The 16246-nt window shown below is 57.7% G+C and carries 18 protein-coding genes and 2 pseudogenes; 7 read left to right on the top strand and 13 right to left on the bottom strand.

Annotated elements, in window-relative coordinates; genetic code table 11:
* Positions 1-21 precede the first annotated feature (21 nt).
* Positions 22-465 carry a hypothetical protein gene (locus CQ009_RS13750; protein ID WP_105706919.1) on the top strand — a complete coding sequence of 148 codons (444 nt, stop codon included), beginning with the start codon at positions 22-24 and terminating at the stop codon, positions 463-465.
* 446 nt (positions 466-911) lie between these two features.
* Here CQ009_RS13750 and CQ009_RS13745 read toward each other — a convergent pair whose 3' ends face one another.
* Together CQ009_RS13745 and CQ009_RS13740 are read right to left on the bottom strand one after the other, a co-directional pair.
* The gene (locus CQ009_RS13745) at positions 912-1217 is read right to left on the bottom strand and encodes a PepSY domain-containing protein (protein WP_007917758.1); all 306 of its coding nucleotides are present in this window, start codon (positions 1215-1217) and stop codon (positions 912-914) included.
* 161 nt (positions 1218-1378) lie between these two features.
* On the bottom strand, positions 1379-2506 hold the full coding sequence (locus tag CQ009_RS13740) for a glycerophosphodiester phosphodiesterase (RefSeq protein WP_105706917.1): 1128 nt from the start codon (positions 2504-2506) through the stop codon (positions 1379-1381).
* Positions 2507-2727: 221 nt separating this feature from the next.
* On the opposite strand from CQ009_RS13740, the gene CQ009_RS13735 reads away from it, so the two are divergent.
* Complete coding sequence (locus tag CQ009_RS13735; RefSeq protein ID WP_105706915.1) at positions 2728-3054, top strand: DUF2025 family protein; 327 nt, start codon at positions 2728-2730, stop codon at positions 3052-3054.
* 125 nt (positions 3055-3179) lie between these two features.
* Here CQ009_RS13735 and CQ009_RS13730 read toward each other — a convergent pair whose 3' ends face one another.
* Both CQ009_RS13730 and CQ009_RS13725 read right to left on the bottom strand, forming a co-directional pair.
* Positions 3180-3485 carry an antibiotic biosynthesis monooxygenase gene (locus CQ009_RS13730; RefSeq protein WP_105706913.1) on the bottom strand — a complete coding sequence of 102 codons (306 nt, stop codon included), beginning with the start codon at positions 3483-3485 and terminating at the stop codon, positions 3180-3182.
* Positions 3485-4189: a CTP synthase gene (locus CQ009_RS13725; protein ID WP_105706911.1), complete on the bottom strand. Its 705-nt coding sequence runs from the start codon at positions 4187-4189 to the stop codon at positions 3485-3487. The genes CQ009_RS13730 and CQ009_RS13725 overlap by 1 nt, the downstream gene beginning before the upstream one ends.
* 15 nt (positions 4190-4204) lie before the next feature.
* Between CQ009_RS13725 and CQ009_RS13720 the strand changes: the two genes are divergently transcribed.
* Positions 4205-5146 (top strand): LysR family transcriptional regulator, encoded by a 942-nt coding sequence (locus tag CQ009_RS13720; protein WP_105706909.1) that lies wholly within the window; start codon positions 4205-4207, stop codon positions 5144-5146.
* Here the strand turns inward: CQ009_RS13720 and CQ009_RS13715 are convergent, their stop codons facing one another.
* From CQ009_RS13715 to CQ009_RS13700, 5 genes and pseudogenes are all read right to left on the bottom strand, one after another.
* On the bottom strand, positions 5147-5680 hold the full coding sequence (locus tag CQ009_RS13715; protein WP_105706907.1) for a DUF1003 domain-containing protein: 534 nt from the start codon (positions 5678-5680) through the stop codon (positions 5147-5149).
* A gap of 187 nt (positions 5681-5867) precedes the next feature.
* A pseudogene (locus CQ009_RS30405) lies at positions 5868-6305 on the bottom strand (methyl-accepting chemotaxis protein); the annotation flags it as partial.
* Positions 6306-6413: 108 nt separating this feature from the next.
* Positions 6414-7097 (bottom strand): annotated as a pseudogene (locus CQ009_RS30400) (PAS domain-containing protein); the annotation flags it as partial.
* A 281-nt stretch (positions 7098-7378) separates the two neighbouring features.
* Entirely contained in the window at positions 7379-8446 is a 1068-nt protein-coding gene (locus CQ009_RS13705; RefSeq protein WP_105707248.1) for a diguanylate cyclase, read from the bottom strand.
* A gap of 156 nt (positions 8447-8602) precedes the next feature.
* Positions 8603-9211: a TetR/AcrR family transcriptional regulator gene (locus CQ009_RS13700; protein ID WP_105706902.1), complete on the bottom strand. Its 609-nt coding sequence runs from the start codon at positions 9209-9211 to the stop codon at positions 8603-8605.
* Positions 9212-9427: 216 nt separating this feature from the next.
* On the opposite strand from CQ009_RS13700, the gene CQ009_RS13695 reads away from it, so the two are divergent.
* Entirely contained in the window at positions 9428-10483 is a 1056-nt protein-coding gene (locus CQ009_RS13695) for an MBL fold metallo-hydrolase (RefSeq protein ID WP_105706898.1), read from the top strand.
* A gap of 21 nt (positions 10484-10504) precedes the next feature.
* Here CQ009_RS13695 and CQ009_RS13690 read toward each other — a convergent pair whose 3' ends face one another.
* The 3 genes from CQ009_RS13690 to CQ009_RS13680 form a co-directional block, all read right to left on the bottom strand.
* Positions 10505-10786, bottom strand: a complete 282-nt coding sequence (locus CQ009_RS13690) for a helix-turn-helix domain-containing protein (protein ID WP_064387601.1) — start codon at positions 10784-10786, stop codon at positions 10505-10507.
* A gap of 10 nt (positions 10787-10796) precedes the next feature.
* Positions 10797-11114, bottom strand: a complete 318-nt coding sequence (locus CQ009_RS13685) for a hypothetical protein (protein WP_105706893.1) — start codon at positions 11112-11114, stop codon at positions 10797-10799.
* A 93-nt stretch (positions 11115-11207) separates the two neighbouring features.
* On the bottom strand, positions 11208-11975 hold the full coding sequence (locus tag CQ009_RS13680; protein ID WP_105706890.1) for a helix-turn-helix domain-containing protein: 768 nt from the start codon (positions 11973-11975) through the stop codon (positions 11208-11210).
* 112 nt (positions 11976-12087) lie between these two features.
* On the opposite strand from CQ009_RS13680, the gene CQ009_RS13675 reads away from it, so the two are divergent.
* The 3 genes from CQ009_RS13675 to CQ009_RS13665 all read left to right on the top strand — a co-directional run bounded on the left by CQ009_RS13675 (position 12088) and on the right by CQ009_RS13665 (position 14976).
* On the top strand, positions 12088-12903 hold the full coding sequence (locus CQ009_RS13675; RefSeq protein ID WP_105706887.1) for a sulfite exporter TauE/SafE family protein: 816 nt from the start codon (positions 12088-12090) through the stop codon (positions 12901-12903).
* A 77-nt stretch (positions 12904-12980) separates the two neighbouring features.
* Positions 12981-13700: a hypothetical protein gene (locus tag CQ009_RS13670; RefSeq protein WP_105706884.1), complete on the top strand. Its 720-nt coding sequence runs from the start codon at positions 12981-12983 to the stop codon at positions 13698-13700.
* Between the two features lie 85 nt (positions 13701-13785).
* On the top strand, positions 13786-14976 hold the full coding sequence (locus CQ009_RS13665; protein ID WP_105706881.1) for a hypothetical protein: 1191 nt from the start codon (positions 13786-13788) through the stop codon (positions 14974-14976).
* Positions 14977-14979: 3 nt separating this feature from the next.
* On the opposite strand, the gene CQ009_RS13660 is transcribed toward CQ009_RS13665, so the two are convergent.
* Positions 14980-15966: a hypothetical protein gene (locus CQ009_RS13660; protein ID WP_105706878.1), complete on the bottom strand. Its 987-nt coding sequence runs from the start codon at positions 15964-15966 to the stop codon at positions 14980-14982.
* Positions 15967-16246: the final 280 nt, after the last annotated feature.

Here is a 16246-nt window from a genome sequence, read left to right as displayed (position 1 = left end):
AACCGGCATTGGAGCCTTTCCATGGTCAGCATCACTTCTGTTTCGATCAATCAGACCGTCACCACACCTTCGAGCAAAACCGCGATCAGCGACGTCGGTGACGATACCTCGACCACGGCAGCCGCCAGCACTGGCGTGAAAGCGGACACCAGCAAAGTCGCTGCGGGCGGTGGTGCAGCGCCGACGGGTGACAGCGATTCCAGCAGTGAAGAATCGGATTCGGTGAAAGAACTGCGCAAGCAGATCGCCGAGCTGCAGAAGCAATTGCAGGAGGAGCAGCAAGCGTTGCAAGCGGCGCAGGCGAAGCAGGAAAATTCTGATGCGAAGGTCGCCGAAGTGGCTGCCGCACAAGCGCAGATCACCGCCACCTCGGCGTCCCTGTCAACTGCTACCGCCTCGCTGTTGCAGGCGTTGCAGGACTCCGACTCGAGCACCTCGGGTTCGCTGGTCAGCACCTCGGCGTGATGCCCTTTCCCCTCACCCTAGCCCTCTCCCAAGGGAGAGGGGACTGACCGTGGTGACTATTCGAGTTACGCCGACTTGAAATATCGAGGCGCATTCAGGTCCTTGGTGTTTTCTTGTCGGCTGCAAGTTTGCGAGTCGAACTCAGGCCTTGAATGGCCCCCGATCGGCTTTCTATTCCCTCACCCTAGCCCTCTCCCAGAGGGAGAGGGGACTGACCGTGATGACTATTTGAGGTACGCCAACCTGAAATATCGAGGCGCACTGGGGCTTTGAAAGGACCCCGATCGGCTCCCTTTCCCCTCGCCCCCTTGGGGGCGGTCCGACGTTTCGGGAGGGCTGGGGTGAGGGGGAGAAAATCTCACTGACAACACATCAACCATGCCAAACACCAGACACAAAAAAGCCGCACGATTTTTCAATCGTGCGGCTTTTGGTGGTGCGTTCAATCAAGTGTCTTGCTTGTTGCTCAACACCTTGCCAGTGGTTGCATCAAAGTCCACATCGAACTCTTTGCCATCAGCTGTCTTCAGCTCAACTTCGTACTCATAACCATTGAAGTGGTTATCCAGATCCGTGTCAGTGATGGTCGCACCCGGATGCAGTTTCAGCGCTTCGGCGTTCATCGACTCCAGCGACTTGATCTTGCCCGACTTAACCAGTTCAGGAATCTGGTCAACGCGAACATCAGCCTGGGCCAGGCCAGCGGTAAGAGTCAGGGCAGCGGCGGTAAACAGGGCAGTCAAAGTTTTCATCGGTTCATTCCTTGGTTGATTCGTTTAAGTGGCCTCAGGTTAACCAGCGCAACTTAACTCACCCTTAAAACCCTGCACCCAAACAAAACGGGCAAGCCATGCACCGGCACAGAACCTGTGGGAGCGTAGCTTGCCCGCGATGAAGGCGCCTCGATTTCAGATCAGAAACCGTTGTTCTTCAACACCTGATCAACACTGGCCGATACCGGGCGTTTATAGAACTTCAACAGCTCGCTGGCGCGGTTGGTGAAGATGCCGTCAACGCCTGCGGCCATGACTTTCTCGAAGTCCACTGGCTCGTCGACGGTGTAGACGTGCACCAGCATGCCCTGATCATGGGTGTATTTGTTCATCCACGGTTGCACCAGATCCGAATAGCTCTGATCGCCGTCATGGGTCAGCTTCGCCGAAGGGCCGGTGCCGATTGCACCCTGGGCCTTGGCGTAATCCACCCATTGCTTGAACTCAGCTTCGGACTTCGGCTCCTGCTTGCCGTAGAAAACGTTTTTGTCCTTCTCGCCGGACTCGGCAAACGTCACCTTGGATTTCGGCTCGATGCTGCCGGCGCCCACCCACAGCAACAGGATCTTCGGCACTTGCGGCATTTCCTTTTGCAGCAGTTCGAGGCTGTTTTTCTCGAAGGTCTGCAGGATCACCTTGCCTTTGCCCTGACCCACGCCCAGCGCGCTCTTCGCCAGTTTCGAACCGGCCGGACTCAGCCAGCCGCGATCCTGCAGTTTTTCTTTCAGGTCATGTTCGATACCCGGGAACAGTTGCGGCTCTTTGGTCTCGATGTACAGGCCCGGCTTGTGTTGTGGATTGGCCTGGGCGATGTCGATGATTTCATCGAGGGTGAGAATTTTCAGCCCAGCGTAGGACGGGCGGGCGCGGTCCGGGTATTTGGTGTTGAACCAACTGCCGGCGTCGAGGGTTTTCAGTTCGGCCATGGTGAAGGCCGTGGCCGGGCTGTCCTTGCGCTCAGGGAACTTGGTGGCGACGTCGGTGGTGCGTTGCAGGTTGTCGTCATGCAAGGCGAAGAGCACGCCGTCCTTGCTGCGCTGCAAATCCATTTCCAGATAATCGGCGCCCAGATCCCGGGCCAGTCGGTAGGACGCAGCGGTAGATTCCGGTGCATCGAAGGAAGCGCCACGGTGGGCGATTACCGCTGGGTGCGGAATACCGTGCGTTGCAGCGACTGCTTCGGGGTCCGTCTGAGTCGCGGCGTGCGCCTGACCGAGGCCGAGCAGCAGGCTCAGGACCAGAGCGCTTTTGGTGAAAGTGGCGGGCATGTTCGAGTTCCTTTCGCAGGGCATTTTCAAAGACGTACCTTTTAACAACTGAATCGATTGCGTGCTATCGCAGGACCGACATAAACGTATTAAAAGCGATTTTTCCTGCACTTTTGTGGCGCGGTTTGCAGTACGCTTGCCCACGGCAGACGCTCCGGCAGAGGGCGCGCCGCTCCGTTGCCCTGCGTGTAAACCATTGATCATTTTTCGTGAGGTTTACCATGCGCATCACCTCCCAACTCATCTGCCAGGCAGCCGACGACCTCAAGGGTTTTGTCGGCCTCAATCGCAAGACCGGTCGGTACATCGTGCGTTTCAGCGAAGATTCGTTTGGCATGGACGTGGCCGATGACGGCATTATTCCTGTGAATGAATTCGTCTGGGCGCCGGCGACGGCGCAGACCATGACGCTCAAACGCGACTTGATTCAGTTGTTGCTGGATCAGCATATCGATGACCGGATCAACATCACCGAGCCGTTGCGCGTTTATATGAGCAAGGTTGAAGTGCCGGAGATTGTCGCGTTGCGCAGTCTGGTGCGTGGCTGAAGTTATGCTGTGAGGGTGAGGGCCTCTTCGCGAGCAGGCTCGCTCCCACATGGGAACCGTGGTGTTCACAAATCCCCTGTGGGAGCGAGCCTGCTCGCGAAAGCGGCCGTCAATGCGCCGCCATTTTATTGCCCGAACCGATACTCACGCTCAACCCGACACACTCGCGTATGAAACGCCGAATACCATTGCGAACGCCCACGCGCTTGAATCAGCCGATGCTCGGGGTTCTGCCGCCACGCCAGAATCGCCGCTTCGCTCTGCCAATACGACACCGTAATCCCGACGCCATCGGCCCCTCGAACCGACTCCACCCCAAGAAACCCCGGCTGCTCACTGACCAACGCAGCCATGCGCTCAGCCGCCTCGGCATAGCCGTTGTCACCTTCGGTTCGGGTCGACGTAAAAATGACCGCAAAGCAATCAGCCATCAACGCGGCTCCATGCAAGCTTCAACAAACGCCCGCACCAGCGGCGGCATCTGCCCTTTGAGCGCGGCGCGTTCAGGCTGAAACAGCGTGGCGACAAAGAACCGGTGATCCTTGAGTTCAATCGCGCGTAAATCCCCTGACGAATCATGACCGACAGCATGTAGCCGATCGCTCAGCAGTTGCTGTTCGAACAGCGGATTCACACCGAAGCGGCAGCGATAACCTTCACGAATTTGCGACGTTTCGTACGCCTTGGCGATCAACGAACCGGGCACCAGGTAAATGCTGTCCACCGCTTCGACCAGCGAACACGTCAACGGCGTGAGTACCGCGCGTTCAGACTCGGGCGATGTTTCACCGTGTACCGCATCCACCCAGCCCAGCACGTTACGGGAAAATTCCAGCACCGCATGCTGAAAACCGCCGCAGGTGCCGAGGAAAGGGCGCCGCTGTTCGCGGGCAAAACGGATCGCGCGCAATGCGCCGGCTTCACTTTTGTAAGGACTGGCGGGTACGCACCAGAAACCGTCGAACTCGCCGAGTGGCGTATCGGCGTGGATCTGCTCGGTGGGCAGCCATTCGAATTGCACGGTCCGGTTGAGGTGTTCAGCGACCAGCCCGAGGGCGACGGGAATGGCTTGGTGTGCGGTGACCTGCGGGTCGTAATCGCCGATCAGGGCGATACGGATGGCGCTGTTTTCCATGGGGGTTCCCTGCGCTTGTTGATTGATCGCACTCACTATAGATTGGCGTTCACGCACTCAATATGGGCGTTTCCCCAAGTGATCAATGCAGCCACGCACTATCAACTCGACTACCCCGACCTGGCCCTGATTCTGGCCTTGGTGCGTGGCGGCTCTCTGGCTCGGGCTTCGCAGTTGTTGAAAGTCGATGTGTCGACGGTGTTTCGTGCCGTGCGCCGTCTCGAAGCTGCACTCGGCCAGCAACTGTTCGAAAAAAGCCGCGCCGGGTATCTGCCGACAACCCTCGCGCAGACGCTGGCCGAGCAAGCCGAACGCGCTGAACAGGCATTGGAGGCCGCGCGCGTTGGTGTGGAGCAGGGCGGCGAAGTGGTCAGCGGCACGGTGCGTCTGACCTGTACCGATTCGGTGTTGCAGGGTTTGCTGCTGCCGGCGCTGGCGAAGTTCATGCCCCAATACCCAGCGCTGACTATCGAACTGAGCACCTCCAACGATTTCGCCAACCTCAGCCGTCGCGATGCTGACATCGCCCTGCGCCTGACGCGGACACCGCCCGAGCATCTGGTCGGACGGCAACTGGCGAAGATTTCCTACCGGGTCTGTGCCAGTTCGCGTTATCTGCAGAACGTCGATGCGTCGGATCTGGCCGCGCTGACCTGGATCGCCCCGGACGACTTTCTCCCCGATCACCCAACCATCGCCTGGCGTCGGCAACACCTGCCCGGTGTGACTCCGGGCTATCGCTGCAACAGTATGCTGTCGGTCACCGAACTGGTTCGCGCAGGCCTCGGCGTGGCGGCGTTACCGGACTTTCTGATCACCGACGGTTTGCAGGCATTAAGTGAACCGCTGCACGGTTACGACACCGCGCTTTGGCTGCTGACGCGCCCGGATTGCCGGGCGTTGCGCTCGGTGGTGACACTGTTCGATGAGTTGGGGCGGGCGCTGCGTTTATCGTGATCAGCGCTGCGGGTTCTGGCGCATGTGATCGTGCAGCTCGCTGGTCAGGCTGGCGATACGTTCGGTGAGGTTTTTGGTCATCTCGGTGAGGCGGGTGTTCTGCTCCAGCAGTTCAAGCAGTTGCGCGGTGTTCTTCGCCGCTTGGGCCTGACGCTCGGTGTTGGCTTGTGCCAAGGCTTCACGGTGTTGCGCATCGGCATCCGCCTGCGCCTTGTCGCGCGCGGCCTGACGGGTTTGTGCGAGCAGAATCAGCGGCGCGGCGTAGGCCGATTGCAGACTGAAGGCGAGGTTCAACAGGATGAACGGGTAAACGTCGAAGGTGGTCACGCCAAACACGTTCAGGCAGACCCACAACAGCACAATCAAGGTTTGCGCGCCGAGGAACATTGGCGTGCCGAAGAACCGCGCAAACGCCTCGGCGCGCAGGGCGAAGGTATCGTTGCCGAAAGTGGTGTTGAGGTGGGCTTGGGGGCGGTGGAAGAGCAGGTGATCGACGGGAGCTATTTCAGGCGATACGGGTTTTTCAGTGGTCATGGTGCACTCGGCAGGGCGTGGGACGTGTAGTCACTATAGCCCTGCGTTGTGGCGACCGGCCCTTTCGCGAGCAGGCTCGCTCCCACAGGTATTCGGGGCGTTCACAAACATTGTGATCAACCTAACCCCTGTGGGAGCGAGCCTGCTCGCGAAGGCGACGACGCGGTCTAACTGCTTTGCACAAGGCTTAACCCGGCGCCCGCTCATTGGCAAACATACTCACCGCATCCACCGCCTCACTGGCGCCATCGCGAATCTGCAGAATCACCGTCCCCGCCTGATTCGCCAACTCGACCCCTTCAGCCGCGCGACCCCGGGTGCCCTCCATGCTCTTGATGGCCTGCCGGGTCTCGTTCTGGATCAGGCTGATCATGCTGGAAATTTCTGCCGTCGAGCCGCTGGTACGCCCCGCGAGCAATCGCACCTCGTCGGCAACCACGGCAAATCCGCGCCCCTGTTCGCCGGCACGCGCGGCTTCAATCGCGGCATTGAGCGCCAACAAATTAGTCTGGTCGGCAATCGCGCGGATCGTGTTGACGATGGCGGTGATCTGCTCGGAGCGCTCACCCAATTGCGCAATCAACGTCGACGATTCGGCAATGTCCTCGGCGATTTCGCGCATTTCACTGGCGGCTTGCTGGATCACCTGCGTACCTTGCTCGGCGACTTTTCGCGTCGCCACCGAGATGTGATACGCCGCGCTGGCACTGCGTGCGTCCTGCTCGTGTTGCTCGACGCGGGCGGTCACATCAGAAGCGAACTTCACCACTTTGCACAAGCGCCCGGCGGCGTCGTAAACCGGGTTGTAGTTGGCCTCAAGCCACACGGTTTGCCCGCGTTTATCCACGCGTTCGAACTGACCCTGGAAAAGCTCTCCCTGGTTCAAGCGCCGCCAGAAATCCTCATAAGCACTGCTGTTGACCAGTGCCGGGGTGCAGAACAAACGGTGATGTTTGCCTTTCAGCTCGGCGAGGGTGTAACCCATGCGCGTCAGAAAATTCTGATTGGCCGTGAGAATACTGCCGTCGAGGTTGAATTCGATGACCGCCATTGCCCGGTCAATCGCCTGCAACTTGGCGTTGGCCTCACTTTCCTGCTGCACCTTGGCGGTCACGTCCATGGCGTACTTGACCACTTTCACCACACGGCCCGAGGCATCCTTGATCGGGTTGTAACTGGCTTCCAGCCAGATCGGCTGACCCTTGCCGTCGACCCGTTCAAACGTACCGGACTGAAACTGGCCGTTTTTCAGGCGAGACCACAAATCGGTGTACTGAGCACTACGGCCGAACTCTGGTGTGCAAAAGCGCCGATGCGGTTGGCCGATCGCTTGTTCGGCGGTGTAACCCATGGTCTTGAGAAAGTTGTCATTGGCGCGCAGCACCACGCCATCAAGGTCGAACTCGATCACCGCCATCGAGCGATTGATCGCGTCGAGCAGGCCGGCTTGTTCGGTGAGGGTGCGCTGAAGGTCGTCGACGACGGCTTTGTGGCGATTGAAGAACATGCTCGCAGTACTCTGGAAGAAGGGGAAGATCGAGGATTCAGTCCCTATTTCCGCGCTGGCAGACCGAATGCGCGGACGGCATTCGGCGGTGACTGCTCAATGCCAGCATTCCTTAACTGGCAGATGGCTACTTATACAAAACTTCATAAAGTTGTACAAGAAAGTAATTATTTGTAATTTTGTATAACTTTTTAGGCGCCGGCGTTGTCCGTCTCGGTACGGCTCAAGGCTACGTTGATAGTGTTGCGGCCCTTATGTTTGGCGGTGTACAGCGCTTTGTCGGCATCGTCCAGCCAGTCGAGGGCATCCTTGTACAAGGGCTGATACCGCGCCAGACCGATACTCAGACCCACTCGCAAGTCTGGCACCTGCGGATGACGATACTGCTGCAATGCCTGGCGCAATTGCTCCATCAGCGCTTCAGCCTTGTTCAGCGGCAGTGCCGGCAGGATCACACAGAACTCGTCACCACCGTAGCGCCCGGCCAACTGGTGCTGATCGAGCAGGCGTTTGAGGTCGTGACTCAATTGCCGCAGCACCGCATCGCCGACGATGTGCCCGAAGCTGTCGTTGATTGCCTTGAAGTGATCAATGTCGATCAACGCCAGCGTGGCTTGGCTGTTGTGTTGGCGGCACTGCTGAAATTTCAGGTGCAGCAGGTCTTTCCAGGCACCGTGGTTGAGCAGGCCGGTGAGGCTGTCGGTACGGCTGAGGGCGCTCAGTGCGCGTTTGTGTTGGGAGAGTTTGATCGCCAGGCGATAACAGACCATGCCCAGCGCCAGCGGATACAGGGTGAGCATCGGCAGGCAGGCCCAGACTTGCTCCTGTGTCATCGTCAGGCTGAATTGGACACCAAAGATCATCCAGCCCAGCAATACGCCGGCGAGTTGGGCGAGGGCGCCGAACACGAACAATCGATAGCCACCGGCGGCGACGTTGTTCATGGTCATCATCGACAGGATGGTCACGGTGGTCAGCGGACTGAACTGAAAACATGCCGCCCAGAATCCACCGCACAGCGAGTCATACACCAGGTTGCGGCGTTCAGCCTGATACGGGAACGCCGAGCGAGTAGAAATCTGATAAGCCAGATGTGGCCAGGCGAACCCGTTGAACAACAACAGCGCCCAAACCCAGCCGGGCATGTTCAGCGGATACAACGCAGCCCCGACGCTGAAAAAACCGATCCCCAGACCGATGGCCCGGGGAAGGTAAATGCGCCGGGCGAATGACAAGCCTTTGCCGCGTTGGTTTTCCATGATGCCCTGCGCGAAATTCATCCTGAAATACTTTGCAGTATTTTTTCAGGCAGACCGTCCGTCGGTCGATTGTCGGACATTGTCATTTATTCCAACGCGAATAATCAGTGTCCTTCCGAGCCATTTAATCGAGGACGTGTGCAGGAGAAAGGCGAGTTAGAGCTGATAACGCGCCAAAAACATCTCCAGCGCCGATTCGGCGACGGTGTGCTGCATATCGGCATCGAGCGCGGCGCGGCCCATCGACATTTGCGGCCAGAAGCCAAAAGTCTTCAGCAGCCCTTGCAACTGGTGCGCGGCAAACTCCGGATCGACCGGTTTCAAGCGGCCATCGGCCTGTGCGGCACGAATCCATACGGTCAGACCTTCCTCGCGCTCGCCCATGCGCTCGACCATGTTCTGCGCGCGCTCCGGCGAATGGATGGTGGCGGCAATCGCCACTCGTGCCAGGGTTAGAAAGTTCTCGTCGGCCATCAGTTGCACTTTGGCCTGGAGCATTTGCCGTAACTGCTCGCTCAGTGGCTGATCGCGGTTATAGGCGACCGTTTGCTCGGCGCTGATCCGTGTCCATAACTGGTTGAGAATTTCGGCGAACAGCTCTTCTTTGCTGGGGAAATGGTTATACACCGTGCGCTTGGATACACCGGCGGTAGCGGCAATTTTGTCCATGCTGGTGATCTCGAATCCGTGGGCACGGAATTCGACAATCGCCGCCTGGATAATGGCTTCGCGTTTACGGTCGGTGAGGCGCTGTGGAGCTGTCATAAGTACGCTTCGGCAGAGAAAAGATGAAATTACACTTGGCAGTTTACTTGTCATCCGCTTTGATGCAACCTAGAAACTACACCGGTCAGTGTAATGTTGCGTTAATCCTCGCAATCTAAAAACCAGACAGTTCGGCCTATGCGTGCAGCTTTGGCCATTTATCGTCCCATCGTGGAAAAACCGTGAATTGCGCGGTTTTTCTGGAGTCATTCAGTCATGGCCAATCCAGTTTCGATCCCGGATAACACATCCACGCCTGAAGCCTCGCGGCAGAATCAGGGGCTGTTTCGCAACCACGCACCTGTGCAACGCGAAGGCCTGCGCAAGATGCTGCGGATCATGTGGAACATGATTTTCCACAAACCGCGCAACACCCGGCCCGCCGCGCCTATTCCGGTGCAGGCATTGACCCGGGAAGAACTGCTGGCAGCGCCCAATCACAGCGTCTATCGACTCGGCCACTCGACCTTGTTGCTGAAACTGCGCGACAAATTCTTCATCACCGACCCGGTCTTCGCTGAGCGTGCTTCGCCAGTGCAATGGGCCGGGCCGAAACGTTTCCACCAGCCACCGATCAGCATCGATCAGTTGCCGCCGATCGAAGCGGTGATTCTGTCGCACAACCACTACGACCACCTCGATTACGCGGCGGTGCTCAAACTCGCGGCCAAGACCACTTACTTCCTGACCCCGCTGGGCGTTGGCGACACCCTGGTCAAATGGGGCATCGATGCCAGCAAGGTCCGCCAGTACGACTGGTGGCAGGGCGCCGAGATTGCCGGCATCCGTTTCGTCGCCACACCGTCTCAGCACTTTTCCGGCCGTGGTCTGTTCGATGGCAACAGCTCCCTTTGGGCGTCCTGGGTGATGATCGACGGCGACACCCGAATCTTCTTCAGCGGCGACAGCGGCTACTTCGACGGCTTCAAACGCATCGGCGAACAATACGGCCCGTTCGACCTGACCCTGATGGAAACCGGCGCCTACAACGTCGAATGGCCGCACGTGCACATGCAGCCCGAAGAAACCCTGCAAGCGCACATCGACCTCAAAGGCCGCTGGCTCTTCCCGATCCACAACGGCACCTTCGACCTGGCGATGCACGCCTGGCACGAACCATTTGACCGGATTCTGGCACTGGCGTGGGAACGCAGTATTTCCATTACCACGCCGCAAATGGGTGAGGCGTTTAACATCGCTCAACCGCAACGCGGGGAGACGTGGTGGTTGGCGGTTGAAGGGGAGAGTGAGGGTGTGGTGCAGAACGCCTGATCAGATGAAGACGGTTCGCGCCTAAGGGGGCGAACCGGTTGCTCCAGAAACAAGCCCTGAAATCTTACGGCTGTAATCAGCCATAGTAGTAACCGACACTTCTCGAAATTTTCCACGAAGTAATTGCTGCAGGTTCTCCAGAGGTATTCCCAGTCTTTGTGCGGCTTCAGATTCGCTTATGTCGGTGGACTCGATGAGCGAGATCAATTTGGTCGCGTACTCGGACTTGAGCAGCATCTCGCCTGCATGCTCAAGCTCTAAATCTTGATAAACATTGCCTGTGCTTTCTTCGATCTCGCTCATGTTTTTATCCTTACTCAGCCATCGCAAAATCCCCACGCCCCATAGCATCCGCCGACACGCCCTGAACACTCGCACTACGCCCCGGCGCAAACCCGGGAAAAAACACCAGCCCCTGCGCCTCAAACCGGTAAGCCAGCGCCAGTCGCGCCGCATCCGCGACATCCTGCTGCGCTTCAAAGCGATAAATGTCTTCAACCGAAACCTCAGCCTCCCGCGATAGCTGTTCCACGCTCCAGCCCAGCATCGCTCGGGCCTGGACGCAGTGCGTCGGGGTGAACTGGAAAAGGGCAATGCGTTCGAGGATGTGGTTCATCGCAAGAGAGGCCATGGTGTGCTCCGGGCTCAAGAGTGCTGATTGAAAATGTACTGTGTTTTTGTACAGTTGTTTTCGGCCGGGATCAAACGCAATTTTCGATTTGCCCTAGTTCGACGCCTGCAACCAGACGGACGGTGCCTGCCCGAGGATCCGCCGGAACATCGTCGAGAACGCCGCCGGGCTTTCATAACCGAAGTCCAGCGCGATGCGCGTCACCGCTTCACCCGAGGCCAAGCGTGCCAGCGCCAGAACCACGCAAGCCTGCTGCCGCCATTGTCTGAAGCTCAGCCCGGTTTGTTGGCGAAACAGTCTGTTGAAGGTGCGCAAGCTTATGTGTAATTGGTCGGCCCACTGCTGTGGCGCTTGGTGGGCGTACGGCTGATGCAGAAAGTTCTGACACAGAGACAGGAGCTTTCCGTCGGTTGGTAGCGGGATGTGCAACGGCAGCGGCGCACTGCGCGTCAGTTCATGCAGCAACAGATCGATCAACACGCCGTCGCGTCCGCCCAAGTCATAGGTCAGCGGTAACTCCACCGACTCCATCAGCAAATGCCGCATCAGCGGCGACACACTGATCACCTGGCAGCGCTCCCCCAAATCCACTGCACCGGGTTCGATGTACAAGCTGCGCGTGCTGACCCCAAGCATCAACACCTCGTGCGCCACCCCCGGCGGAATCCATACCGCGCGCTGCGGCGGCACCACCCAATTGCCGTCATGGGTGCTGACCTGCATCACCCCGGTCGCGCCGTACAACAACTGCGCCCGCCGATGCGTGTGAAAAGGCAGCAAGTGACCGTGGGAATAATCCGTACCGATCGCCACCACCGCGCGCGGCGTGTCATCCAGCAGATTGATCGAAACATTGCGCATCAGGCGTTTCCCAGTGGTTGGCGTAAACGCAAACATTATTGTCTGACTTGCTGAAGCAGGCCAAGCGCTGCCGCTCTATCGTCGACCGTTCTCCCTACACGGACGCCTCGACATGTTCTATTTACTGCTGACCCTCTTCGGTTGCCTGACCGGCATTACCGCCGTGCTGTTCGGCTTCGGCGGCGGTTTTGTCGTCGTGCCGCTGCTGTATCGCCTGCTCACCGCCAGCCACGGCGCCGATGACCCGATCGGCCAATCGGCGATGCACATCGCCGTCGCCACTTCGACCTGCGTGATGATCGTCAACGCCCTGATCGCCACCGACAAACACCGCCGCGCCGGCAACCTGATCCGTCATTACCTGTGGCCGTTGGGTGGGTTTATCGGCCTGGGTGCAATCGCGGGTGCAATGGCGGCGGTGTGGGTCAGCGGCGACGTGATTCGCTACGCATTCATCGGCTACCTCGGCGTGACCATCGTCGACTGCCTGCTGCGACGCGGCTTTCTCACGCAAAACGCAGACGTCATCCTACGCCGACTTGGTGCTACGGAAACTTCCGCAGGCGGTGTAGGCATCGGCGCCATCGCCACGTTTCTCGGTGTAGGAGGCAGCGTCATGACCGTGCCGCTGTTGCGCCGTTGTGGCTTGAGCATGTCGCAAGCGACGTCCATGGCCAATCCGTTGAGTGTGCCGGTGGCGTTAGCCGGGACGCTGACGTTCATGGCGTTGGCCGGGTTCAGTCAGGCTGACCTGGGCGCGTGGTTTGTCGGGTATGTGGATTTGCTGGCGTTTGCGGTGCTGACGGTGGGGGCGCTCATCGGGATTCGATTGGCTGCGCCATGGATTGGGCGGATTCCGGATCGGGTACATGCCTGGGTCTATATCGGGTTGCTGATTATTGTGCTGCTGTGCATTTCGCTTAAATGAACCATTGCCAGGCTACAGCGGAAGAAATCAAAATTGATAACCGAACGCTGTCCTCCAGCAATGACCAGAGAACCAGGATGTTGATCTTCAATTGCACCGAAGCCGCCAGCAAATTCTTCAGCCGTGTTCACAAGGGCAAAAAGATCACGCCGGTGGACGCTAATCCGCCGTTCCCAATCATTGAAGATGATGCGTCGAACGGCGCTGACGAGCAGTGGCTGGTGCACGCGATAACGGTACAACGCAAGCACGTGCTGCTGGCCATTCACATAAAAACCCGCTATTGCCTGATTTTCGCTGATGCGAAAAAGGCTGACACAGAAGACTTTGTTGATCGATTCGTGGATCGTTGGGTCAAGGGGATAGTGATCAACGCCCATCATCATGGCCTCGGGCAGTGGCTTAACCCTGAGTTGATGTTGGCGCGGCTGAAACAAACTTGTGAGCATCAACGGTTCTATCGACGTAGCCATCGCAGCGCGCAAAAACACATTGATGAGATTGCATGGAATTTCCAGGACAAGGTCGCCCATACGGGGACTTTGCCACCGGATGAAGTTACTGCGATGGTATTCGACGAGCAAATGAATGACACGCCCAGGAACAGCAAGGGCGCCAAGTCTTACTACTTTCCGGATGAGGAAATGGCGCTTCACTGGCTGCGTCATTACTGCTTTCTTGATGACGTCCAGCTTCATGCTGCCAAGGAACGTCGCCAACAAATGGCTCGGGAAATTGCGGCGCTGGAGCACGAAGCCTGGCTTAAAAAGTACGAGCAAGAAAACTCGAATAGTTAAGCGGCGCCGGCCATAATCCGCAGCGTATTTTTAGCGCCGGCGCCTATGTGCCGACGCGTTCTCCGACTCCTTCAAGGATTGATTCATGCTCAAGGGACTGATGCGCCTGGCGCCATATGCCGCGGCGCTGTTCACACTGATTTCCACTGCCCATGCCGAAGATGGCCGTCGCGTATTTACCGGCACATTGGGCAAGACGGCGATTGTTGTTGAACTCGACACCACACAGCAGGACGAAGTCACCGGCCGCTATTTCTACGAGAAATATCACCGTGACCTAGCCCTCAGCGGCTCGCTACAAGACAGCACGTTGAACCTCGTCGAAGGCAATAACCGCTACGGTGACGACAAGCCGCTGCCAACCTTGAAGCTGGAAGAAACCGGCAGCGGCTGGCAGGGCGAATGGCAAAGTCCGCAGGGCAAGAAGTTGCCAGTGAAACTCACCGAGGCCAGACTTCCCGCGCCCACCTCAGCAACTTTACCTTTCATTGCCGCACTGCCATACGGCGAGCCTTACGAGTATTTGCGCCTGCAGGGACTCAAGCTCAAACCGGCGAAGAAAGAAAACTTCATGGGCTACGACCTGCAATGGTGGACGGAGCCTGAGACAAAGATTTCGCTGTTCAGCGTGGAGTCTGGATTATCGAAAGATGATCAGCAACGGGTTAACCAGCAGTTACTCGGACGCCTCTGGAATGAAGTCATCAGTTACCACAGCTGCCAGTTGCAGGGCGGCGAAAACGTCGAATTCATGCAGCAGGCAGAGCCGAAAATGATCTCGCCTGCCGTGGTCAGCCTGAACATCTCGACCAGTTATTACTGTGGCGGCGCGCATCCTGATTTTGGCGATTCACCCCTCAACATTGATGTAAAAACCGGTCATCCATTGTCACTCGAAGATGTCTTTTGGGTAGGTAAGGGCACGCCGATTTTGCATGCTGAGCGCGACAGCCTGGGCGACAAACCTCTTAGCAAGGCCGAAAGTGACGCGCGTTATCAGTATGAAAGCAAAGAGTTGGTACCTTGGGTGATCAAGCAATTCACCGCCCTGTACCCCACAGAAATGAAGACACCGACGGGAGATGACGACTGCAACTTCCAGGATGAGAGTATCTGGGGGACTTCACCTTGGTACTTCACCGAGAAGGGCTTGTACCTCGGCGCCTACTTCGCTCGCGTGCAACGCTCCTGCGATAGACCCGACTGGTCGATCCTGCCGTACTCCCTCGTCAAACAACACCCCGGCGCCGTCAACCTGCAACTACCCCAGGGCTAACCGTCACTCCAGACTCGGCGCTTCACGAATAATGAAGTGATCCAGGTTCTCGATATTGGCATTGAAGACCTCGAAAGGCTTTTCGGGGTTCTTCTTGCCGGGCACCTGCTTCAACTCCGGCGTCACCCCATAAAAGAAACAGAACAACGCCTTGTCGCTATCCACCGCGTGCTTGATCTCTTCCAGAAACGCCTTGCGCTTGCGGTAGTTGTCGATCAGCTTCTTGTTCAGATAAACACTGACCGGATACGGCTTCTTCTTGCTGTCCTCGGGCTTCTTGAACCAGACCTTGTCCTCGAAATCGATACGAAAACTGGCACTGTGGAAGTCCTCGATCTTCTTGATCCGCCCCCAGTAAATCAGCCCCTTGTTGTCCGTCAGATACTCGATCTTCTTGAAGAACGAACTGTACGGCGCCGAATGCTCACCGACCTTCAACGGCATCCGCTTGAGCAACTCCTTGTCCGCGAAGTTGGAAACAAAACACTCCACCGGATGCGCAAACACACTGGTCTTGTCCGGCGCCGATTCACGACCCGCCGACTCTTTACCACCGTCCGCCGCCACCCGAACCGGATCATCGCGCAACACATCCGCCGCCCCCGCTGGCGCGACAGGCTTGCGCACATACTCACGGCGGGTCAGTAACAACTCCGATGGGAAGTGTTCCTCACGCCCGTCATCCACCGCGCCATCCGCCGTCTCAACGCCAGATGCCGAAGCCTTCAAACTCACATACGGACAACCCGCCACATGCTGCGTAGTGGGCAGATTCTTGAAGTGCGGCGTGCGCACGTAATTCACGTTCTTGGCGTTGAACGTACCCAACTCATTGGAAGCCTCGAACGCCGAACGACAGGCATCGTTGGGGCACTGGAATTGTTCCTTCGCAGAGTCAAACGCCACCGTCTCATCGAAATTGAGATCGCGAACGTCATAGATCGACAACTTGTCGTCGAGGCTGAGGCAGTAGGCGAGATCGAATTTCATGGTGGGGCTCGGATCCTTGAGTGGGGGAGGGGTATTAATAGCGGGAGGCGGCGCGGGTTGCACTGATTGTTTTCCAGGATGATGCGGAATCGGTGGGAGTCAACCTTCTGGGGATTGGTGGCATCAACTCTGGCGGATTCCTTGTGAGGCTCACGTGCTTTACCCGTGATAGCAATGTGGGTACCGTTGTAGGAATAGTTTCCATAAGTCGTGAGCTATTTCCTACGATGAACGCCGCTTTTTCAAGCGGTTAGATCACCAAAGGTCTTGGTTCAATCTC

The organism is Pseudomonas sp. MYb2 (genome assembly GCF_002979955.1).
Lineage (GTDB): Bacteria > Pseudomonadota > Gammaproteobacteria > Pseudomonadales > Pseudomonadaceae > Aquipseudomonas.
The sequence above is the reverse complement of the archived record's forward strand: the minus strand, read 5'-3'. Positions and strand labels throughout refer to the sequence as shown.